This is a genomic window from Gordonia sp. SMJS1, assembly GCF_029866425.1.
GTDB classification, from domain to species: domain Bacteria; phylum Actinomycetota; class Actinomycetes; order Mycobacteriales; family Mycobacteriaceae; genus Gordonia; species Gordonia hongkongensis.
In genome coordinates, this window is sequence record NZ_CP123381.1 from 4,807,274 (window position 1) to 4,829,389 (window position 22,116).

Annotated in this window: 16 protein-coding genes and 1 pseudogene; 9 read left to right on the forward strand and 8 right to left on the reverse strand. The window is 70.3% G+C overall.

The window, feature by feature from the left end; translation table 11 throughout:
* Positions 1–14 precede the first annotated feature (14 nt).
* Positions 15–1,178: a glycoside hydrolase family 3 N-terminal domain-containing protein gene (locus QAD21_RS21790; RefSeq protein WP_068970531.1), complete on the reverse strand. Its 1,164-nt coding sequence runs from the start codon at positions 1,176–1,178 to the stop codon at positions 15–17.
* Positions 1,179–1,276: 98 nt separating this feature from the next.
* Here QAD21_RS21790 and QAD21_RS21795 point away from each other — a divergent pair, with 98 nt between their 5' ends.
* From QAD21_RS21795 to QAD21_RS25415, 5 genes and pseudogenes are all read left to right on the forward strand, one after another.
* Positions 1,277–1,834 (forward strand): universal stress protein, encoded by a 558-nt coding sequence (locus QAD21_RS21795; RefSeq protein WP_068970530.1) that lies wholly within the window; start codon positions 1,277–1,279, stop codon positions 1,832–1,834.
* A gap of 389 nt (positions 1,835–2,223) precedes the next feature.
* Entirely contained in the window at positions 2,224–3,189 is a 966-nt protein-coding gene (locus tag QAD21_RS21800) for a GlxA family transcriptional regulator (RefSeq protein ID WP_068971729.1), read from the forward strand.
* A gap of 36 nt (positions 3,190–3,225) precedes the next feature.
* Complete coding sequence (locus QAD21_RS21805; protein ID WP_265968521.1) at positions 3,226–3,948, forward strand: DJ-1/PfpI family protein; 723 nt, start codon at positions 3,226–3,228, stop codon at positions 3,946–3,948.
* A gap of 75 nt (positions 3,949–4,023) precedes the next feature.
* Positions 4,024–4,224: a DUF2613 domain-containing protein gene (locus tag QAD21_RS21810; RefSeq protein ID WP_004023745.1), complete on the forward strand. Its 201-nt coding sequence runs from the start codon at positions 4,024–4,026 to the stop codon at positions 4,222–4,224.
* A gap of 139 nt (positions 4,225–4,363) precedes the next feature.
* Positions 4,364–6,391, forward strand: a pseudogene (locus QAD21_RS25415) (DUF3367 domain-containing protein); the annotation flags it as partial.
* Between the two features lie 2,063 nt (positions 6,392–8,454).
* Here the strand turns inward: QAD21_RS25415 and QAD21_RS21820 are convergent.
* Positions 8,455–9,795 (reverse strand): acyltransferase, encoded by a 1,341-nt coding sequence (locus QAD21_RS21820; protein ID WP_348534468.1) that lies wholly within the window; start codon positions 9,793–9,795, stop codon positions 8,455–8,457.
* A gap of 44 nt (positions 9,796–9,839) precedes the next feature.
* Here QAD21_RS21820 and QAD21_RS21825 point away from each other — a divergent pair, with 44 nt between their 5' ends.
* Positions 9,840–11,024: a DUF3068 domain-containing protein gene (locus tag QAD21_RS21825; protein ID WP_280360248.1), complete on the forward strand. Its 1,185-nt coding sequence runs from the start codon at positions 9,840–9,842 to the stop codon at positions 11,022–11,024.
* A 12-nt stretch (positions 11,025–11,036) separates the two neighbouring features.
* Here the strand turns inward: QAD21_RS21825 and QAD21_RS21830 are convergent, their stop codons facing one another.
* On the reverse strand, positions 11,037–11,507 hold the full coding sequence (locus QAD21_RS21830; RefSeq protein ID WP_280360249.1) for an SRPBCC family protein: 471 nt from the start codon (positions 11,505–11,507) through the stop codon (positions 11,037–11,039).
* A gap of 49 nt (positions 11,508–11,556) precedes the next feature.
* Positions 11,557–12,741 (reverse strand): polysaccharide biosynthesis protein, encoded by a 1,185-nt coding sequence (locus QAD21_RS21835; protein ID WP_280360250.1) that lies wholly within the window; start codon positions 12,739–12,741, stop codon positions 11,557–11,559.
* A 161-nt stretch (positions 12,742–12,902) separates the two neighbouring features.
* Here QAD21_RS21835 and QAD21_RS21840 point away from each other — a divergent pair, with 161 nt between their 5' ends.
* Together QAD21_RS21840 and QAD21_RS21845 are read left to right on the forward strand one after the other, a co-directional pair.
* Complete coding sequence (locus QAD21_RS21840; RefSeq protein WP_165630773.1) at positions 12,903–13,841, forward strand: CoA ester lyase; 939 nt, start codon at positions 12,903–12,905, stop codon at positions 13,839–13,841.
* Between the two features lie 13 nt (positions 13,842–13,854).
* Entirely contained in the window at positions 13,855–15,747 is a 1,893-nt protein-coding gene (locus QAD21_RS21845; RefSeq protein ID WP_280360251.1) for a hypothetical protein, read from the forward strand.
* Here QAD21_RS21845 and QAD21_RS21850 read toward each other — a convergent pair.
* A complete protein-coding gene (locus QAD21_RS21850; protein ID WP_280360252.1) occupies positions 15,704–16,861 on the reverse strand; it encodes a glycosyltransferase family 4 protein in 1,158 nt (385 codons plus the stop codon). The two genes, QAD21_RS21845 and QAD21_RS21850, sit on opposite strands and share 44 nt — an antisense overlap.
* A gap of 103 nt (positions 16,862–16,964) precedes the next feature.
* On the opposite strand from QAD21_RS21850, the gene QAD21_RS21855 reads away from it, so the two are divergent.
* On the forward strand, positions 16,965–17,732 hold the full coding sequence (locus QAD21_RS21855; RefSeq protein WP_280360253.1) for a class I SAM-dependent methyltransferase: 768 nt from the start codon (positions 16,965–16,967) through the stop codon (positions 17,730–17,732).
* A gap of 106 nt (positions 17,733–17,838) precedes the next feature.
* Here QAD21_RS21855 and QAD21_RS21860 read toward each other — a convergent pair whose 3' ends face one another.
* From QAD21_RS21860 to QAD21_RS21870, 3 genes are read right to left on the reverse strand one after another with little or no spacing between them, the layout of a single operon-like run.
* On the reverse strand, positions 17,839–18,648 hold the full coding sequence (locus QAD21_RS21860; RefSeq protein WP_280360254.1) for a hypothetical protein: 810 nt from the start codon (positions 18,646–18,648) through the stop codon (positions 17,839–17,841).
* 55 nt (positions 18,649–18,703) lie between these two features.
* On the reverse strand, positions 18,704–21,250 hold the full coding sequence (locus tag QAD21_RS21865; RefSeq protein WP_280361834.1) for an ABC transporter permease: 2,547 nt from the start codon (positions 21,248–21,250) through the stop codon (positions 18,704–18,706).
* A 21-nt stretch (positions 21,251–21,271) separates the two neighbouring features.
* Complete coding sequence (locus tag QAD21_RS21870) at positions 21,272–22,087, reverse strand: ABC transporter ATP-binding protein (protein ID WP_065630339.1); 816 nt, start codon at positions 22,085–22,087, stop codon at positions 21,272–21,274.
* Positions 22,088–22,116: the final 29 nt, after the last annotated feature.

The window sequence follows — 22,116 nt, forward strand, 5'->3', positions numbered from 1 at the left end:
GGGGTCTCAGCAGTTCAACAGTTCACCACACCCTTGGACCGCAGGATGCGCACGACCTTGTCATCGAGGCGGGCCGGCGCGAGGCGACCGGCCGACACCGCACGCTCCAGGTTGTCGAGCACCGAACCGACACGGTCGGTGGACAGCCACAGCGCGACGTCGCCACCGGCGAGGATGAACTTCTCCACCGCCTGCTCGATGGGGTACTGCGCGCTGATCGCGGCCATGCCCGACAGATCGTCGGAGTAGATCACGCCGTCGAAGCGCGGACCGTCGTAGCCGACGCCGGTGCGCAGCATCTGGATCGCCGGCCGGCTGATGCTGGCGGGCAGTCCCCGCGTCAGGCCGGGGACGATCAGGTGGCCGACCATCGCGCCCGCGGTCCCCGGATCGCGGAGCAGCGTCCGGAACGGCACGAGGTCGCTGTCCTGCAGCTCGGCGAGCGACGGGACCGTCACCACCCCGAGGTGAGAGTCACCCGAGCCGTGTCCGTGCCCCGGAAAGTGCTTGTACACGGGCGTGATTCCGGCGTCGGCCAGCCCCGCGGCGTACGCGCCGGCGTACTCGGTGACGACCTCCGGGTCGTTGCTGAAGGAGCGGTCGCCGATCACCTCGTTGTCGGATTCGTCGCTCACGTCGGCGACCGGCGCGAAATCGACGGTGACACCGAGGCGCTTGAGCTTGCGGCCCACATCCGCCGCGATCGCGCGCACCTGCTCGGGCGTCTTGGTCTGGGCGAGTTCACGGGCCGAGGCGTGGTCGATGCCGAGCGCGGACAGGCGCGACACCCGCCCGCCCTCCTGATCGACGGTGACCATCAGCGGGATCGGCGAGTTCTGCGAAATACGAGCTGCCGCACCGCTCGTCAGAATCGCCTTGTCGGTCCAGCTCCCGACGAAGATCCCGCCGATCTCCTCGTTCTCGACGATCTGCTGCGCGTCGGCCGCCCCGGTGACGCCGACGACGATCAGCTGCGCCAGCTTCTGGCGTACCGACAGCTTCGCGAGTTCGCTTGCACCACAACTGTTTGCGACCGGAACGGTCGTCGGCGACGCCGACGAAGACGCCGAGGCGTGCGACGACGCCGAGTACGAGGGAGTCGGCGGCGGTGAGTCCGGCGTCGACGACGCGCACGCCGCCAGCGCCGCGCACAGTACGGCGACCGCCCCTGTCGTCATCGCATTTCGGATCCAGTTGTCACGGATCCCATCACGACGAATCCGCCGGGGTCTGCGAGTTGGGCCCATGGCACGAGTCTGGCATGTAGTCTGAGCCAATGGACGTGGGGTCCGATTCGTCCGGGTCCGCCACCGCCGGGCGCGGTAGCGGCGGCAACAGTGCCGCACAAACACTGATGATCGCCTACGACGGGTCCCCGAACGCCGACCGCGCCATCCGATACGCCGGACAATTCCTTCGCGCGCAATCCGCAGTGGTCGTCACCGCCTGGCAGCCCGGCGGCATGACGCCGGCACGTATGTCCACCCTCGCCGGCGGGATGCAGCCGTTCATCGACACCCAACTCGACGCCGGTGTCGACCAGGCCCTCGAAGACGAGGCCGCCGCGATCAACGAGCGCGGCGTGACACTCGCCGCCGAGTGCGGCCTGACCGCGCGCGGATCGCTTGTGGAGGTGGAGTCGACGGTGTGGGGTGCGCTCGTCGCCGCCGCCGAAGCGCTCGACGTCGATCTGCTGGTCACCGGGACCCGCGGGGCGTCGGGACTGAAGGCACTGCTGCGGTCCAGCGTCGCCGAGCGGGTCCTCAAACATTGCCATCGGCCGGTGTTCATCGTGCCCGCGAAGTGCGAGAAGGAACCGCAGGTCACGTTGTAGCGCAGCTCTGCTGGCCGAGCGTCCCCACCTGACGGCCGAGCTTGTCGAGGTCACCAAGTGGCTTCGACACGGCGCCTCGCTTCGCTCGGGGCCGGCTCAACCAGCGGGGGGTGGCTTCGACACGGCGCCTCGCTCCGCTCGGGGCCGGCTCAACCAGCGGGGGGTGGCTTCGACACGGCGCCTCGACCTCGACGCGCTCCTTCGTCGCTTGCTCGGCCCGGCGGCTACGCTCGGGGCCGGCTCAACCAGCGGGGGGCGAGCCGGCTCGAGCAGCGGGGGCGGGAGCCCGCTCAACCGGTGGTGGGGACCAGCTCAAACAACAGTGACGTGTCCTGATCTGTGGGATGCGTGGCCTGGACGCCACGGTGCGGGTCGGAAACGATGTCTTCATGACTCGATCGGTGCTGATCCTCGGATACCCCGGGGTGCAGGCCCTGGACGTGACCGGTCCGGCCGACGTGTTCACCACCGCGTCGTATGCCCTCGCCGACCAGGGCGCGCAGGTCCGCTATGACCTGCGGCTGGTGTCGAAGTCCGGTCTGCCGGTGGGCACCGGCGTCGGGCTGGAGTTCGTCGCGCAGCCGCTGCCCGACCCGGCCGAGCCGCTCGACATCCTGATCCTGCCCGGCGGCACCGGCGTCCACGACGCCTCCCGCGACCCCGACCTCGTCGACTGGATCCGACGGGCGGCGCAACGGGCACGACGCGTCGTCAGCGTGTGCAACGGCGCGTTCCTCGCCGCCGAGGCCGGCCTCCTCGACGGCAAACGCGCGACGACGCACTGGGCCGTGACCGGGTTGCTCGCCGAGCGATACCCGTCGATCCAGGTCGACGCCGAGGCCCTGTTCGTGCGCGGCAGCGACCGGGTGTGGAGTTCCGCGGGCGTCACCGCCGGTATCGACCTCTCGCTGGCCCTCATCGAGGAGGACCACGGCACCGAGCTCGCACAGCTCGTCGCGCGGTGGCTCGTCCTCTACATGCGGCGCCCGGGTGGTCAGAGCCAGTTCGCCCCGCCGGTGTGGATGCCCCGGGCCCGGCGCACGGCGATCCGCGAGATCCAGGAACGCATCGAGGCCGAGCCGGGCCGGGTGCACCGCGTCGACGATCTCGCCCGCGACGCGTCGATGAGCCCGCGTCATTTCTCCCGCATCTTCACCGACGAGACCGGTGAGGCGCCGGGCGCCTATGTCGAACGGGTCCGGACCGACGCCGCCCGCCGGGCACTCACCCAGAGCGACGACACGATGCCGGTGATCGCCACCCGGTGCGGGTTCGGGTCGGCTGAGACGATGCGGCGCACCTTCGTCCGCCGGCTCGGCGTGCCGCCCGATCAGTACCGCCGCACCTTCCGCTAGACGCACACCCGAGAACCCACGACCCGGAAGGCATCCATGACCCAGATAGCGATCGTGCTCTACCCGCAGTTCACCGCGCTCGACTTCATCGGCCCCTACGAGGTGCTGCGAGCCCTGCCCGACACCGAGGTCAGATTCGTCTGGCACGAACCCGGGCCGGTCGTCGCCGACTCGGGCGTGCTCGTCGTCGGAGCCACGCATTCGTTCGACGAGACACCTTCGCCGGACGTCGTCCTGGTGCCGGGCGGTCCCGGTTTCCTGGCCGCCTCGCAGGACGAGAAGGTCCTCGACTGGCTGCGTGCCGTACGGCCGGGCGCCCAGTGGATGACGTCGGTCTGCACCGGTTCGATCATCCTGGCCGCCGCCGGTCTGCTCGACGGGAAGCCGGCCACGACGCACTGGTCGTCGATGGCCGGGCTGTCGCTGCACGGCGCGAAGCCGGTGACCGACCAGCGGATCGTGCGCGCCGCGCCCGACGACGACCTGGTCACCGCGGCCGGTGTGTCCGCGGGCATCGACCTCGCGCTGTGGCTGGCCGAGCAGATCGCCGGGCGTGCGCGCGCGGAGGCGATCCAGCTGATCATCGAGTACGACCCGCAACCCCACCTGGACTCCGGGCATCGTTCCAAGGCGTCTGCCAAGACGATCGCGACGTCGACGATGCTGCTCAGCCGCGACGTCGACAAACCCGAGATGGTGAAGTCGAGCGTGCGTCTGTTGTGGGATCGCGCCCTCACGAAAGTGCGTTCCGGACGTTGAGCTCGACACGGTGCACCCGCAGGTGTCAGCGGGTGTCACCCGGAAACGGACTCGGGCGATGGTAGTTTCATCGCCATGACCAACAACCGCCTTGTCGCCGGAGCCGTCGCCGGGGTCGCCGGCATCCTGGTGGGACTCGGCGCGGTGTTCCTCGGCGGGTTCCTGGCCTCCGAGAACAGCCCGTCCACCGATCTGAACAACATCAGCCCGAACAACGGATTCGTCCAGGGTTCGGTGGACTACGGTTCGCGCGGCGGAGCCGGCGAGACCAACTGACCCATCCACGACGCCGCCGGTCCCGGCGTCTCCTGATCGACAGCAGCCGCAACTGAGTACCCCGCCTCCGCCACCGGATCAGTCCGTACTCAGCCGACGCGGTATCGCCGTCGTCGGCGCGATCTCGCTGCTGATCTGCCTGCTGCAGTCACCGGGCCGCATCGCCGCCGACACCAAACTCGACCTCACCGCGAATCCGCTCGGGTTCCTCGCGCGCGCCGCGCATCTGTGGACGCCGAACGCACCGATGGGCCAGGTGCAGAACCAGGCCTACGGGTACTTCTTCCCCCACGGGGCGTTCTTCGCCCTGGGTGACGTTCTCGCCGTTCCGCCGTGGATCGTGCAACGCCTCTGGTGGGCGGTGCTGCTCACCGTCGGCTTCGTCGGCATCGTCCGCCTCGCCGAGATGCTGCGGCTGGGCTCGCCCACATCGCGGATCATCGCCGCCACCGTCTTCGTGCTCAGCCCGCGGGTCCTGACCACCCTCGGCTCGATCTCGTCGGAGACCCTGCCGATGATGCTCGCCCCGTGGGTGCTGATCCCGGTGGTGCGGGCGCTCGACACCCGGGCGGAGAACGCTGCCCCGCTGTGGCGGGAGGCCGCGCGTGCGTCGGCGGCGGTCGCGCTGATGGGCGCGGTCAACGCCGTCGCCACACTGGCAGCGCTCGGCGTCGCCGCCCTGTGGTGGCTGCTGCACAGTCCGCGCGACCGACGCTGGTGGCGGTTCGGCGCCTGGACCGCCGCCGGCCTGACCCTGGCGTGCGCGTGGTGGCTCGTCCCGCTGCTGATCCTGTCGCGCGTGAGTCCGCCGTTCCTGGACTACATCGAGTCGTCCCGGGTCACCACGCAGTGGACCTCGCTCACCGAGGTGCTGCGCGGGGCGAGTTCGTGGACGCCGTTCGTGTCGCCGGAGCGCGTCGCCGGGGCGGTGCTCGTCACCCAGCCCGCCGCGGTGCTGGCGACCGGGACCATCGCGGCCGCGGGGCTCACCGGATTGTGCATGCGGCACATGCCGTTCCGCGGCCGTCTCGTCGCCACCCTCGGCGCCGGCCTCGTCGTGATGTGCGTCGGCTACGCCGGCGAGCTCGGATCACCGATCGCCGAGCAGGTGCGCGTCTTCCTCGACGGGTCCGGCGCCCCGCTGCGCAACATCCACAAGTTCGAGCCGCTGCTCCGCATCCCGCTGGTCCTCGGTGTCGCACATCTCCTGGCGCGGGTTCCGCTGCCGGGGAGTGCGAGTCGCCGGGAGACGCTCTCCGCCTTCGCCCAGCCCCAGCGGTCGCGACCGGTCGCCGCGACCATCGTCCTGCTCGTCGCCGTGATCGGCGCCGGGTCGTTGATGTGGACCGGTCAGCTCGCGCCGGACGGTACGTACCAGGCGATTCCACGCCACTGGCAGCAGACCGCCGACTGGCTGACCGAGCACGGCGAACGCGACGACGGCGCCCCGCCCGCCCGCGCGCTGGTCGTCCCCGGCGCCCCGTTCGCCGACCAGCTCTGGGGGCTCACCCGCGACGAACCGCTGCAACCCCTGTCCGACACCCCGTGGGCGGTCCGCGACGCGATCCCGCTCACCCCGCCGGGCGCGATCCGCGCCCTCGACTCCGTACAACGGGAGATCGCCGCGGGCCGTGGCTCCCCCGGTCTCGCCGCCACCCTCGCCGGGCAGGGCATCGGATTCGTCGTCCTCCGAGCCGATCTCGACCCCGACACCTCGCGGTCGGCCCGCCCGCTGCTCGCGCAACAGGCACTCGACGAGTCGCCCGGGCTCCGTCGCGTCGCCGAGTTCGGTCCGCCGATCGGGCCACCCAGCGTCCGAGGAGTGGTGCGCGACAACGGACTACGGCCGCCGATGCCCGCGGTGCAGATCTACGCCGTCGGCGAACCGGGCGCGCCGACGACCGGCACCGGTCCGCGACTCGTCGACACCACCGGGCTCCCCCGCATTGCCGGCGGGCCCGAGGCGATCGCCGAACTGGCCGACGTCCGCGCACGCCAGGGACTTCCCCCGCTCGGACCCGTCGTGCTCGACGCCGACGCCCGCCGCGCCGGGATCGTCGACGGCCCGTTGATCGTGACCGACACACCCGCTGACCGGGAGACCGACTTCGGCCGCGTCGACGACCACAGTTCGGCGATCAGGTCGCCGTCGGACCCGCGTCGGACACAGAACGCCGTCGCCGACTACCCCGTCGACGGCCAACCACTGGTCCACGGGGAATGGTTGTTGGACAACGAGAGCGGCGAAGTCGAGGTGTCGACGTCGGGATCGGCGGCGGACGCGGTCCAGCCCGGGCAGACCTCGCCGGCCAACTCGGCGGCCGCGGCCTTCGACGGCAACCCGCAGAGCGCCTGGGTCAGCGGCGGATTGGAGACCGCGGTCGGACGATGGATGCGCATCGGTTTCACGACGCCGCGCACCGATCTCGCGGTGACCCTGACGACCGCGAAGGCGCTCGGACCCGACGTCACGAGTGCGCTGATCACCACCGAGGCGGGCAGCACGGTGGTCTCCGGTCTCGCTCCCGGCGAACCGGTCACCGTGACCGCCCCCAGCGGCCCCACCGGTTGGCTCCAGATCCGCGCGCTCCGCACCGACGACGGCACGGCGGGAAACCAATTCGCGCTCGGTGAGGTGACGGTCTCCGATCTGCGGACCGCGACGCCGTTGCAGATCCGCCACCGCGTGATGTTGCCCGAACTCGAGGCCGGCACCGACGTGGCCCAGTGGCTGCTGTACCAGGAGCTGTCCGGGCGGGCGTCGTGCGTCTCCGACCCCGAGCGGCAGATGACCAGGTGCGCACCGGGTCTCGCACTCTCGCCGGAGACTTCGGCGGTGTTCGGGCGCGCACTCTCGGTGCCGTCGGATGTCACCGTCTCCCCCACCGCGATCCTGCGACCCCGACCCGGTGATGCTCTGGATCGGCTTCTCGCCGAGGACGACCGGGTCACGGCGCGCGGGCCCCGCCCGGTGACCGATCCTCGCGGCGGGCCCGCGGCTGCCGTCGACGGCGACCCCGGAACATCCTGGACCGCACCGGAGATCCCGGACGAACGGTCATCCCCGGCGAGCGACGCTCGAACAGATGACGACGCAGCAACCGACGAGAACACTCCCACCCTGGTCCTGGACCTCCCGCGCGAACAGCGGGTCGAGTCGCTGACGATCGCCGCCCCGCGGGGGTATCCCGCCGCGCCCACCGAGGTCGCGGTCGACCTCGGGACCGGTGAACAGATCCGCGACGTGGACGAGAACGGCGTCGTACAACTCGATCCCGCGGTCACCGACCGCGTCGAGATCACCATCCGCGCCCAGTCCGACCTGATCGACGTCAACAGCCTCGGATTCGCCAGTCCCGCATCACCGGGGATCGCCGAGGTGCAGGTGTTCCCGTCGCCGGCGACCGGTACGGACGCCGACCGGATCGTCGAGATCGGTTGCGACGCCGGGATCGGCCTGACCGCCGCGGGTCAGGTCGTCCGGATGTCGGTGCGCGCCCGCGCGTCCGACCTGCGTACCGGACAACCGTTGATCGGGCGCCCGTGCGGCGACGGCCGGCTCGCTCTGCCCGCCGGACAGCAGGAGGTGTCGGTCAATCCCGGCGACGCCTTCACCGTCGACGCCGTCTCCCTGGTGAACGGTGATCCGGTCTCGGCGCCCGCGTCGTCGTCCCCCGCGGTGACCGAGTGGTCGGCGGTTCGGCGTGCGGTGAGCATCGAGAGCGGCCCGCAACGACTGCTCGTCGTGCCCGAGAGCACCAACCCGGGGTGGCAGGCGCACCTCGACGGCACACAGCTACGGCCGGTCGTCGTCGACGGGTGGCAACAGGGGTGGGTCGTCCCCGCCGGTGCAGGCGGAACCGTCGAACTCACCTTCCGATTCGACTCGCTGTACCGGTGGGCGCTGGTGATCGGGCTCGCGCTGATGGCGCTGCTGCTCGTCGCCGCGTGGTGGCCGTCGGCGCGTCGCACCCGGGCCGGTGAACCCGTCGTGGTTCCGTCCGGGCGCGGCAGCGTGCTCGCCGCGGGGGGTGCGGTGTTCGCCGCGGCGTGGCTGGTGTCCGGCTGGTGGGGACTCGTGGCCGCCGTCGTGGTCGGCACCCTCGCCGTGGCGATACCGCAGAAAGCCGGCGTCACAATCACATTCGTGGCGATGATGACCGCGACCATCGGGCTGGCGGCCGGCCCCTGGCACGCCTCGGGCGGATACCACGGGTCGCAATGGTGGGTTCAGCTACCGGCGCTGGTGGCGGTGTCGATGACGGCGTGGCTGGTGTTCTGGTCGGCCGTCGACGACGGGCTTGATGACGACGGGCCTGACGACGACAAGGCGTCGGCCGCGTCGTGGCGCGAACGGTGGCGACGACGATTCTCGCGGTTGCGCAACCAGTTCCGGGCCGGCTCTTCGATGAAGGCATAGCTCGCCGCAGCGACGCCGATCGACAGCCCGAGGGTGATCACGAGCACCAGGAGGGTGTCGCCGCTGAACGGCACGATGCCGAACAGCGGGAAGACCACTGCCAGTATCGCGACGTGCCAGATGAAGATCCCGTACGACCACCTCCCGAGCGCGAGCATCACGCGTGAGGTGAGGATGCGGAACGGCCCGTCGTTGCAGACGAGCGGGGCGAGCAGCGCATATCCGCAGAGCGCGCCGAGAACCATCTTGGTGGCGAACTCGATCTCGGTGACCGCGCCGAGACCGGTCGGGCCGGCGATCCTGGTGCATGCCAGCGCGTAGGCGACGACGAGGACGCCCAGCATGAGCGGGCGGTTCGCGCTGAGGCGGATCGTTCCCGCCATCCAGCGGCCCGTCCCCGACGTCCCGGATGCAGAACCCGATTCCGGTTCACGTTCGAGGACTCCGGCGATCTCGGCCAGGACCAGACCCGCGACGAACCACGGGAGGTGGCCGAACACCCAGTTCTTGGTCTCCACGCCGTCGGCCACGGGCAGCGAGGTGCCGACCCAGGCCCAGCCGAGGCTCAGCGCACCGAGGAGGACGATCGCCGGCACCCGCGCCCGCAGACGGCTCCCGCGCAGCCGCAGGAGAGCGAAGCCGATGAGCGGCAGCAGTGCGTAGAAGGCGATCTCGACCGAGAGGCTCCACATCTGGGTCAGACCGGCGGTCAGTGTCAGCGGCACGAAGACCTGCGTGAGCGTGAGGTTCGCCAGCCAGACCTGCGCATCCGCTCCCTGCGCCTCGGGGAGCAGCAGGATCACCAGCGTCACCACGACCACATAGGCCGGCCAGATCCGGACGACGCGATGGCGGAAGTACCGCGGCACCGACGGATGACCGGTCCCGCGATGCGCGGCGTCGACCCACGGTCGCCAGAGCAGAAAGCCGGAGAGCGCGAAGAACAAGGCGACCGCGAGGTCGAGACGACCGAGGACCGGTCCCAGCACGGGGATCTCGACCGCGCGGGTCTGGAAGGCCACGTGCGTGACCAGGACCCCGATCGCGGCGATGGCCCGCATGCCCTCGAGCTGCGGATAGAACCGCCGGGCGGAACCCGTTGCGGGTTCGGCGGTGGCGGGGCTGGTGGGGCCGGGGTCGGTGCTGGTCATGCTGCTGACAGGGTAGCCGGGAGGCGTTGCGTACCCTCGCCACCATGTCCTCGCCGTCCTCCTCGTCGCACCCGGAGCCCCATCGCTGGTCGACGGCGGACCTCGCGGGACCGACGCTGATCTTTGTCGGCGCGTTCCTGCTCGCGGTGACGATCGCGCTGCCCACCCTGCTCGTCGGCGGGTTCCGCACGATCCCGCTGAGCACCGACTTCACCACCGTCGCCACGGCCGACGACGCGACGATCTTCGACCGGTGCTCGCTGGAGACCCGGAGCGCCCGTACCGTCGGCGCCGACCTCGTCCGGCAGCAGCGCGTCGTGGCGGTGCAGCCGTCCGACGAACACCGGGTGACGCTGCAGGCCGGTACGTCGATCCAGGCCGAGAAGCTGCGCATCGACGATCGCGAGGTCGACCCCGGTGATCCGCGCCCCGGTGTCGATGCCGATGACCCGTCACAACCGTGCAACGAGGCGACCGTGAATGCCATCAAGGATCGGGTCACGCTGGACCGGAAGAACGCGCTGCCCCGACTCGCCGCCCGCGGGGCGTCGGAGATCCAGTACGACAGCGGTCAGGCCGCGGTGCTCGTCCCGGACCGTCGCGGCGTCACCTATCTGCTGCCCTTCGACACGGCGATCGCCGACCGCGAGTTCTTCGACCCGATCACCCGCACCACCGTGCCGTTGGTCCACGACGGTGACACCGAGGTGCAGGGTCGCGACGTCGCACGGTTCCGCGCCGAGGTCCCCGACACCGACCTCGCCCGCGAAGCGCTGGGTCGACCGGTCGGCACGAATGTCTCGATCACGCGTCCGGCGTCGTGGTTCGGGTTCGGCGGCTCGAGCCGGCCGTTGACCGCGAGCCTCCATCACCGGAGTTCGTGGGATCTCGCCGTCGACACCCGGACCGGCACCATTGTCGACGCCACGATCACCGTCGACGAGGCGTACCGCTTCCCCGACGGCATCCCCGGCGTCCCGGCCGACTTCGAATTGCCGCATCTGCGCGCGACTTTCGGCTACGACGACGACACGCAGGCCCGGATGACGGACCTGTCCGACGATCTCGCGTCCCCGATCCTGATCTGGGGCCGGCTCGTACCCATCGGCACCGGGGTCCTCGGGGTCGTGGCTCTGCTGGCCGGGTTGATACTCACCAATCCGGCCTGGCTGCCCGCCCGGTTCCGGCGCCGAAGCGGCGCGGAAACCGTTGGCGAGCAACCGGGGTGACGGGGACCGCCGTCAGGACGTCGACTCGGCGGCGAGCCTGCCGAGGGTGTCGTTCAGCTGGTGCTCGGTGACGAGCGGGAACTTGACCTTCTCGAGCAGGTTCTTGTCGGTGACCTTCGACCAGTCGTAGGTGTGGCGCACCAGCGTTTCGTTCGGACCCTGGGACTCCAGCTCCCACAGCCATTCCCACCCGGGCGGCTCGGTGCCGGCGGGGGCGGTCTGCCATGCCAGCAGCTTGTCCTTGGCGTAACCGGTGACATGGTTGTCGGTCTTGTAGCCGCCGCCCATGTGGTCGCCCGACATGTTCATCGTGAACACGTCACCGACCTGCTGGATGCGATCGGCGTGGTCCACGCCGCGGATGAAACCCGAACCGTCGAGCGCCTGATGCCGTTCGGGATTGGAGAGGACGTCGAACACCGCGTCGACGGGCGCCTCGATCGTGCGTTGGACAGTGACCTGTGTGCTCTCGTTGTCGCTCATGACACAACACTGCCGAAACTTCGGGCACTCGGCAACGTCCGACCTCAACTCAGCGCGCGACCGCCCACGTCCCCAGCGCCGCGATCGTGGCGGCCACGGCCGCAGTGCCCGCGACCCCGACCACCGAGCCGGTGAGGGTGACGATGACCAGCACCTCGGCGCCCACGACCAGCCAGGTCCCGAGCGCCACGCGCGTCCGGTCGCGCGCGATCGCCGACAGTAAAACGACCTGCAGGACTGCGAGCGCGGCGCCGATGTAGGCGAAGAGCCACAGGATCGGCACCAAGGCGTCGTAGCCGTCCCCGAAGACGAACGGGACGACCGGGCCCGCCGCGCCCGCCAGCACGGTCAGGACGACCCCGATCCCGGCGACCACCGTCACCGCCTGACGCAACGAGGCCGACGACCGTGCTGGGTCGGCGAGACGCGGATAGAAGACGACGCCGATCGCCTGCGGGAGCCAGAAGGCCACCTTCGTCGCGATCGCGCCGAGGGCGTACACCCCGACCTCCTCGGCGTCGAGGACCCGGGGCGAGAGCAGCAGGTCGATCGACGACGCGACGATCAACACCAACTGGACCTGCGACGCGCGGACCACGCTGAGCACCCCGGCGGCTCCCGACGGCGTCCGCCCCGGCCGTCCGGACCGTGACATCGACCAGACCACGAGCCAGACGACGGCCGCCGACGCGGCGGCACCCAGCGTCCCGGCCAGCAGCCCACCGGCCGGCCCGGCGCCGGCGGCGAATGCCCCGATCGTAGGCATCGATCGTGCGACTCCGACGACGGCCAGCACCCAGGACAGCGCTCGGAACTCGCCGCGCCCCTGCAGAATGCCCTGACCTGCGGCGATGAGCGCCAGCAGCGGCGCCGAGGCGAGTGCTGCGGCCGTCGTCGCGACGTCGGTGCGCAACAGCAGCCCGACCAGCGGGGTGGCGACGGCGGTGAGGACGACGACCCAGCACGTCGTCACCACACCCAGCGCGCGGAGCCGTCCCTCGTCACCGCCGAGCACGACCTCCCGGGCGATGACGTTCTGCAGCGCCATCGCCGGCACGCCCAGCACGAGCATCGCCGACAGCAGCACCGCGAACTCGCCGTATTCGCTGACGTCGAGGAAGTGCGCACTCGCGACGAGGTGCACCACGTACATGCAGACGTTGGCCACCATCGACCCGATCGCCACCGACCCGACGGCGCCGACCGTGCCCGTCGTCCGACGCGTCTGCTGCATGGACCAAGTGTGCCGATCGCACCGCGGCGGTCTCGCGCGGGGCGGGCACGAGGTAAGCGAGCCGGGTTTGCACGGGCAGTCGGGCATAGGCAACGATGGGAAGGCTGTTGCCGAGCGCGGGTCCCCCCGATCGCGCGTGTCCACCGGACCGAGAGACCGTGATGTACGACGACAACCCCACCTACGACGCCGAGTCGACCGACATCGGTTCGCGCATCGACCCGGTGCTGGCCCGGAGCTGGCTGCTGGTCAACGGCTCCCACTACGCCAAGTTCGAGCCGGCCTCGCGTTCGCGCGCCGACATCGTCGTGTTGGACATCGAGGACGCGGTGGCTCCCAAGGACAAGGTCTCCGCGCGCGACAACGTGGTCCGTTGGCTCGGGCCGAAGGAGGGTACGGCCGGCCCCGGCGCCGGAGACTGGGTTCGCGTGAACGGATTCGGCACACCGTGGTGGGTCGATGATCTCGAGGCGCTGTCGCAGACCGCCGTCGGCGGGGTGATGCTGGCGATGGTCGAGTCCGTCGACCACGTCACCGAGACCGCCAAGCGACTGCCCGGCCTGCCGATCGTCGCGCTCGTGGAGACGGCACGCGGACTGGAACGCATCAGTGAGATCGCGGCCACCAAGGGCACGTTCCGTCTCGCATTCGGTATCGGGGATTTCCGCCGCGACACCGGCTTCGGCGAGAACCCGCAGACACTGGCCTATGCCCGTTCGCGTTTCACGATCGCCGCGAAGGCCGCCCACCTTCCCAGCGCCATCGACGGCCCGACGGTCGGTTCCAGCGCGCTCAAGCTCAGCGAGGCGACCGCGGTCAGCGCCGAGTTCGGCATGACCGGCAAGATCTGCCTCACCCCGGGCCAGTGCGCGCAGGTCAACGAGGGACTGTCCCCCTCTCAGGACGAGATCACCTGGGCGCGCGAGTTCTTCGCCGAGTTCGAGCGCGACGGCGGCGAGATCCGCAACGGCTCCGACCTGCCGCGGATCGCGCGGGCGACCAAAATTCTCGATCTGGCCCGGTCGTACGGCATCACCGAGTCCGACTACGACGACGACCCGGTGCACGCCCCCGCACCCTCGGACACCCACCACTTCTGATCGGCTCGCCGCGGTGACTCCCCGACGACTGCTGCCGGTTCTGTACGGCACCGGTGTCGCTGCGGCCGCGGCGATCCTGGGACCGCTGCTGCCCGGCCTGATCGGGGCCGGCGACCGGTACCTGCTGTACCGCGATGCGGTGTCCACGCCGCGCACCCATGTCACGGACACCACGCTCGGGATCGGTGACCTGCCGCCCCGCGCCGTGCCGCAGGACTGGTTCCTCGCGATGGTGAGCACCGTCGTCGACGGCGGGATCGTCGTGCTGGCGGCCCTCGCCGCCTCCCTGGTCTGCGCGGGCGTCGGGTACGGACGTCTGGCAGCTCGCCTGGTCCCGGGCGCCGGGCGCACCGGTGCCGCGGCGGCCACGCTCGTCGGGGTGTGGAATCCGTTTGTCGCCGAACGTCTTCTCCAGGGCCACTGGAGCCTGCTGGCGGGTTATGCGGCACTGGGGTGGATTCTCGTCGCGGTTCTGGATCTGCGGGAGCACGCCCGGCTGATTGAGCCGGCACCGAGCGAAGCGAGAAGCCGAGTCACTCCGCTGGTTGAGCCGGCACCGAGCGAAGCGAGGAGCCGAGTCACTCCGCTGGTTGAGCCGGCACCGAGCGAAGCGAGGAGCCGAGTCGAAGCCACCCGGCGACCGGACCCCCGAGCAAGCACCGTCCAACTTCTTCAACTGGGCGGACTGTTCGCGGTCGCAGGCTTGACCCCCACTGGTTCTGTCCTCGCCGTCATCACTCTGGCGACGGCGCTCGTGGCCCGTCCGATCGGTCTGCGACCCACGGTGGCCGTCCTCGCGCTCTGGCTCCTCAGCACACTGCCGTGGTTGCTGACGGCTTCCATCTCCGACGCCCCGACCACATCGGCGGCCGCCGGGGTGGAGGCATTCGGTCTGCGGTCCGAGCCGTGGCTCGGACCCGTGGGTACGGCTCTGTCACTGGGCGGGATCTGGAACGCCGATGCGGTGCCGGCGAGCCGGACCATCGGGTGGGCCGCGGTGGCCACCCTCGGCCTGCTCCTCGTCGTCGCGGTCGGCGCCGGTCACCTGTGGCGGCGTCGCGCGGAGTCGGACCCGCTGGTGCGCGCCATCGCCATCCTCGCGGCGGTGACCGCGTTCTTGTTGGTGCTGAGCACTTTCGGACCGGTCCGCACCGGCCTGGGGTTCGTCGTCGAGCACGTCGGTGGCGGCGGGCTCCTCCGCGACACCCAGAAGTTCGCCGCACTTCTCGTCCCGGCGGTCGCGGTGTGTGTGGCCGCGGCCGTTGCAGCGGCGAGGCGTCGGGTCCCGTCGGGTTTCGCGTTCGCCGCGGTCGCACTGCTCGCGGTCGCGCCGCTACCCGACCTGGCGTGGGGGGTCGGCGGTGCGGTGCGCGCGATCGACTATCCCGACGAGTGGCGGCAGGTCGCCGAGATCGTGCCGCCGGACCGGGGTTCGGTCGCCCTGTGGCCTCCCGGCACGGTGCGCGAGTATCCGTTCGCACGCGATCCATCGCTCGATCCAGCGGCGCGGATGCTGCGGGCGCCGGTCGTCGAATCCGGTGAACTCCGGGTGGACGGCGAGGTGATCGACCCGGCCGGGAAGCATGCCACAGCGGTGACGCGGGTGCTGGAGTCCGGCGGGTCACCGGTAGCGCTCGCCGAGCTCGGCGTCGGGTGGGTGCTGGTCGAGAACGGTTCTCCGCCTATCCAACTCGCGGCCGCCGGACGCCTCGTCTTCGACGGGCCGGATCTGAGGCTGTATCAGGTGGGCGACGTCGTGGATCGGTCCGCCGACGCCACCGACCGTGCGATCGCCCTCGGCGCGCACCTCGTATGGGCCGCGCTGCTCATCACCGGACTCGTCGGTCTCGGCGTCCGTGCGATCAGCGGCGCGAGTCGGACAGCACGGCGTCGAACGTCGCCATGAACCCGTCGCAGGTCGCCGACCACGAGTAGCGGCTGGCCGTGGTCTGCGCGTTCCGGCCGAGTCGATGCGCCTCGTCCGGATTGTCGATGAGTTTCCTCGTTGCGCTGGCCAGTTCGTCGACACCGTCGACGAGGAGCCCGGTGCGCCCGTCGTCGATGGAGTCGGCGAGTCCGGCGGCTCTGCGGTAACCGATCGTCGGGACACCGTGCTGGGCGGCTTCGACGACCGCGAGGCCCCATCCCTCCTTACGCGACGGCATGAGGTGGACCGGCCGGGCGAGCAGTTCGTGCTTGCGGCGCTCGTCGACGTGGCCGTGGAAGGTGACCGCGTCGGTCACCGCGAGGTCGGCTGCCGCACGGTGCAATTCGTCCGACCACCAGCCACCGCCGATGACATCGAGACGGGCGTCGACACCGTCGCGACGCAGCCGGGCGAGTACGGTCAACGCGTCCTCGACCTGCTTGTGGGGCACCAGCCGCGACAGTACGCAGAGTCGTACCGGCACACCGGGAGTCGACGCCCCGGTGCGCGCGGGCGCCTCGATACCGTGAGGTACCGGATCGATCCCGTTGCGCACGACCGCGATCCGCCCGGCATCGACCCCCAGCGCGACGAGTTCGGACTTCGACGGCGTCGAGACCGTGACGTATCGGTTGCGCCGATGGACGCGCGGCGAGACCCGCGACTCGAGGAACCACCCGATGTGGCCGAGCAGACGGCCGGCGACCGGCCACTGCTCGCGATGACAGTGATGGACGAGGACGACCGTCGGAGCCGGTGAGACGAGCGACGAGAAGAACGGGACACCGTTCTGGGTGTCCACGACGACGTCGGGGCGGCACCCCGACAGCGGGCCGAGCCCGAGCCGGCCCGCGACAATGGTCGCGAGCATGAGCGGATACACGCTGATCCGACCGCCGGCCCGGAAGAACCGCATGCCGTCCCGGTGCTCGTGGCGCAGCGACCCCGGGTACGCGGACGTGAGGAAGGTGACGTTCGCGCCGCGTCGAGCCAGTTCGGCGCCCACCCGTTCCAGGTAGGTCTCGCTGCCGCCGCCCTGAGGGTGGCGGGTGTCCCGCCAGCACAGGAGCAGGATGTTCGACGGTGTGCGCATGTTGTCCGTCAGCCTACCGATCAGGCCGTGAGCACCGGAATCCGCCGCGCGACCGCCCGGCGAGGAACCTGTCGCCGAGACACCCCACTAGAGTGACCCGACGATGACGACTTCACTTCCCGGCGGCGCACGGATGGCCCGGCTCGCCACCCTGCGACGCGCCGCGGGACTGCTGAACGACTTCCGCTACGAACAATCCGTTCCCGCGCGCTTCTACGGCGCGCTCGCCGGCGACACCGCGGACATGGTCGAGGCGTTCGTCCCCGACATGGGCGGATCGGTGGTCCTCGACGTGGGCGGCGGTCCCGGATACTTCGCCGACGCCTTCCGGGCCCGCGGCGCGCACTACGTCTCCGTCGAACCCGATCCCGCCGAGATGCATGCCGGTGGGCTCGAGCATCGCGGATCGGTCCGCGGCTCCGGCCAGGCCCTGCCCTTCGCCGACGGATGCGTCGACGTCTGCCTGTCGTCGAACGTCGTCGAGCACACCCCGACGCCGTGGGAGATGGCCGACGAGATGCTGCGGGTGACGCGTCCCGGCGGCATCGTCATCATCAGCTACACACTCTGGTGGGGACCGTTCGGCGGTCACGAGATGGGCCTGACGCACTATCTCGGCGGCCATCGGGCGGCCCGGCTGTACACCCGACGCCACGGTCACCCGCCCAAGAACCTGTACGGCACATCGCTGTTCGCGGTCTCCGCCGCCGACGGGCTGCGCTGGGCCGGATCGGCGACCGGTGCCGGGCGCGCCGACCTCGTCGCGGCATTCCCCCGCTACATCCCGCGCTGGATGTGGTGGGTCATGCGCGTGCCGGTGCTCAGGGACGTCCTCGGCACCAACCTCGTGCTCGTCCTGCGTCGACGCTGACGTGCTCGGAGTCCGGTTGCGTCTGGCTGAGCCCACTGCTGGTTGAGCCGGGACTGAGCGAAGCGAAGCCCCGAGTCGAAGCCACCTCCGCACCCAGCGGCCTGAACTACTCGGCGGCGAGGTCCGCGGTGCAGTTGAGGGTGCCGCCCTGACTGGTGGCGGCGGCCAGCTGTTCACCGTCGGCGAGGATGGCGCACGACACCGGTCCGCGGATCACGATGGCCGACATGCTCGCGCGGGTTCCCTCGAGCTGCACCCGCTGGGACCACGGCGAGCCGATCGCCGGGATCACCGTCGGCGATCCCTGGCCGCGGGTGAACGTCAGCGCGACGACGTCCCCGTTGCCGGTCAGCTGGTAGGTGATGGTCCCGGAGCGCTGAGTCGTCGTCGTGGTCGACGTCGTCTCCTCGGTGGTCGGGGTGCTCGACGACGTCGTCTCGCTCGTCGTCGCCGGATCACTCGATTCGGTGGTCGACGATGACGCCGCGCTGGTGGAGTCGCCGTTGCCAGAGCGGGTGACCAGCACGACGACGAGACCCAGGACCACGAGCGCGATCAGGGCGACCAGCGCCAGCCCGATGGTCCGGCCCTTCGACCCGGAACCGCGGGGCGGTTCACCACCGGCCGGCGCGTCGTAGGGCGAGGCACCGTAAGGCGACCCGCCGGTGTACTGGGGGTCGCCATACTGGGGTTCGGTGTAGGGACCCGGATACGGCTGTCCCGGCTGATGCGGTTCGGTGTACGGACCCGGATAGGGCTGACCGGCCTGGTGCGGTTCCGTGTAGGGACCCGGATACGGCTGCTCGGTGTAGGCCTGCGACGGCGGTGCCGACGGGTCGAAGTCCGGATCGAACTGACGGGTCTCCGGCGGATCGTTCCGCGGATCGTTGGGATCACCCTCTGGTGGTCGGGTCATGCGGACGATTCTGTCATCCCGGACCGATCCCGGACCCGACCACCACGAACCTGCGTCAGATGTCGGCGATCGCCTCGAGCGGTCCGGTGCGCGCCGCGCGGACGGCCGGCCACAACGCGGCCAGCACCCCGACCACCGCTGACGCGATCAGCGTGATCGCGATGAGCGACCACGGGATCACCGGCGCGCCCAGGCCCCACTCGGCGAGCGTGCGTACCAACGCGACGCCGATGACGGTCCCGAGGAGCACACCCAGCACTGCGCCGAAGATCGAGATCAGCACCGACTCGAGGTAGATCGAGCGTCGCACCTGGGCTCGGATCATGCCGATCGCGCGCAACATCCCGATCTCGCGTTTGCGTTCGACCACCGACAGCGCAAGCGTGTTGATGATGCCGAGCACCGCGATCAGCAGTGCCAGCCCGAGCATCGCGTACAGCGTGCCGAGCATCTGATCGATCTGCGACGAGATCTGGCCCTTGAACTGATCCCGGTCCTGGATCTGCACCGTCAGGTAGTCCGACGTCGCATTCTCCAGATCGGTACGCAGGGTCTCGAGGTCGGTGCCCGGCGCGGCGTTCACGAAGAGCGTGACATTGACCCGCGCGAAAGGCGGGACCAGTTTCTCGTAGACGTCCGGACCCACGACCCACGGTTGCAGCGCTTCGTTGTCCGCGTAGACGCCGGCGATCGGGACCTGGACCTGCTCCCCGGTCGCGGAGGTGAACGTGACCACGTCGCCGCGCTTCCAGCCGTTGGACTTACCGGTCCGCTCGCTGATGAGCATCCCGTCGGCGGGCAGATCCGACGACGCGCCGTCCTGCATGTCCATCACGGTCACGCTGTTCAGCGGTCCGCCCAGGGCGGAGAACCCGGTCTCCGATCTGCCGTCGACCTTGGCCTGGACGATGCCGAACGACACCACGTCGGCGACGCCGGGCACACCGTCGATCGCCTCGGTCACCGCGGGTGGCAGCGACGACTGGTTGGTGCCCGCCACGATGTAGTCGGCGGTGATACCGGTGTCCACGGCATCGTCGACGGTGCCCTTGAACGACTGACCCAGGGTGCCGATGATCGCGACCAGCATCAGTCCGAGGGTGAGTGCGAAGGCCGTTGCGGCAGAACGCCGCGGGTTGCGGACGGCGTTGGTCCGCGCCAGACGCCCGATCATGCCGAAGGGCGCGCCGATGACCCGGCCGAGCGCGCCGACGAACGGGCGGGCGATCGCCGGGCCGATGAGGACGGCCGACAGGACGGCACCCGCGGCGCCGGCACCGACCGTGACCGCCGGGCCGGTCCCCTCGCCCATCGCGCCGATGACGATCGCGGCGATCGACGCGACGCCGATGACCGCGCCGAGGATCGTGCGATTGCGCAACGAGGCCGACCCCTCGGCGGCCGACGCACGCATCGCCTCGACCGGCGGCACCCGTGCGGCTCGAGCCGCCGGCACCCACGCGCTGATCATCGTCACCACGACGCCGACCAGGATGCCGGCGAGGATCGCGTCCGGACCCACGGCCAGCTCACCGTCGGGCAGGCCCGACGTGGCGCTCGTGATCGCCTTCAGCGCGGCGGCCAGCCCGATGCCGATGGCGAGGCCGAGCGCACCGCCGAGGACGCCCACGACGAAGGCCTCGAACAGCACCGACCGCGACACCTGGCGCTGGCTCGCGCCGACCGCCCGGAGAAGCGCGAACTCACGGTTCCGCTGCGCGACGATCATCGAGAAGGTGTTGTAGATGATGAACGTGCCGACGACCAGACCGATCGCGGCGAACGCCAGCAGAATGTACTGGAAGATCTGCAGGAACTCGTTGACCTGCGCCTTCTGGTCCTCGCGGACCTGGTCGCCGGTGCGGACGTCGTAGAGATCGGCGTCGGCGCCGAGCGCGGAGATGATCCGTTCCTGCAACTGTTCCGGGGTGACCCCGGCGACGGCCGACATGTCGACGACGCCGACGTGCTCACCGTCGGTGAACAGGCGGGCCGACGTCGCGGCGTCGAACTGGGCGTTCACGTAACCACCCGTCGAGCTGGGCGCGTCGACGAGGCCGACGACGGTGACCTCGAGCGGCTCCGAGTTGCCCTGCCCGACGACGATCTTCGTCTTCGACCCGACCTTCAGCCCCGCGGCCTCGGCCGCCGAGGTGTTCAAGACGATCTCGCCGGCGTTCTCGGGGCCGCGTCCACCCGGCAGAATCCGCGACTCGTCCGGGTCCAGCGCCTCCGCCGGCGGGATGTAAGTGCTGCCCACGCTCGGAGCGCCACCGGTCTGGATGGCCTTGCCGTCGGAGTCGGCGACCGTGACCAGGCCGTTGTTGTTGACGACGAGTTTGTCGATGCCGAACTGGGCACGCTGGTCGCGGAGCTGGTCCACGATCGTGTTCGGCACACCCGGCGACTGCCGGTCGGCCGGGGTCACCTCGACCGCGACACCCTGCGCCGCACTGTCGAAGATGTCGTTGAAGGCCTTCGAGATGGACCCGGTGAACACGATGGACCCGGCCACGAACGAGGTGCCGAGGACGATCGAGAAGAGGGTGAGGAACAGCCGGAGCTTGTGGGCGCGCAGGTTCCGTAGCGAGACCCGGCGCATCACCGTGGAGGACGCCACGGCTCAGAGCGCTTCGGCGGTGTCGGGCGCAGGAACGTTGTCGAGGTTCTTCATGACCTCGAAGACATCGTCGGCCGACGGCCGGGACAGCTCCTGCACGATCTGGCCGTCGGCCAGGAACACCACTCGATCGGCGTACGACGCCGCGCGCGGATCGTGGGTCACGATGACGACGGTCTGCTTGAACTCGTCGGTCGCCGCCCGCAGGATCGAGAGAACCTCGCCCGAGGAGCGGGAGTCCAGGTTGCCCGTCGGCTCGTCGCCGAAGATGATCGACGGCTTGCCGATCAGCGCACGGGCACAGGCCACGCGCTGCTGCTGACCACCGGACAGTTCACTCGGCAGATGTCCGAGCCGGTCGGTGATCCCGAGCCGGGCCACCACGGCGTCGAACCACTCGGTGTCGACGGTGCGGCCGGCGATGTCGACCGGCAGTGTGATGTTCTCCTTGGCCGTCAGCGTCGGCACGAGGTTGAACGCCTGGAACACGAAGCCGATGCGGTCGCGACGCAGCATCGTCATCGCCTTGTCCGACAACGCGGTGAGATCGGTGTCGCCGATGAACACCTTGCCGTCGCTCGCGACGTCGAGACCGGCGAGGCAGTGCATCAGGGTGGATTTGCCCGACCCCGATGGCCCCATGATGGCGGTGAACTCGCCCTCCCGGAACGAGATGGAGACGTTCTTCAGGGCCTCGACGGCGGTGTCGCCGACGCCGTACCGCTTGGAAAGGTTGTCTGCCCCGGCAGCAACCGCGTGCTTCGGCGTCCCAAAATCATCGCCACCGTCGTCTCGAGCGGCCACATCAGTCGTCGTCATGCCCTCAACGGTGCCAAATCCTGCGTCGG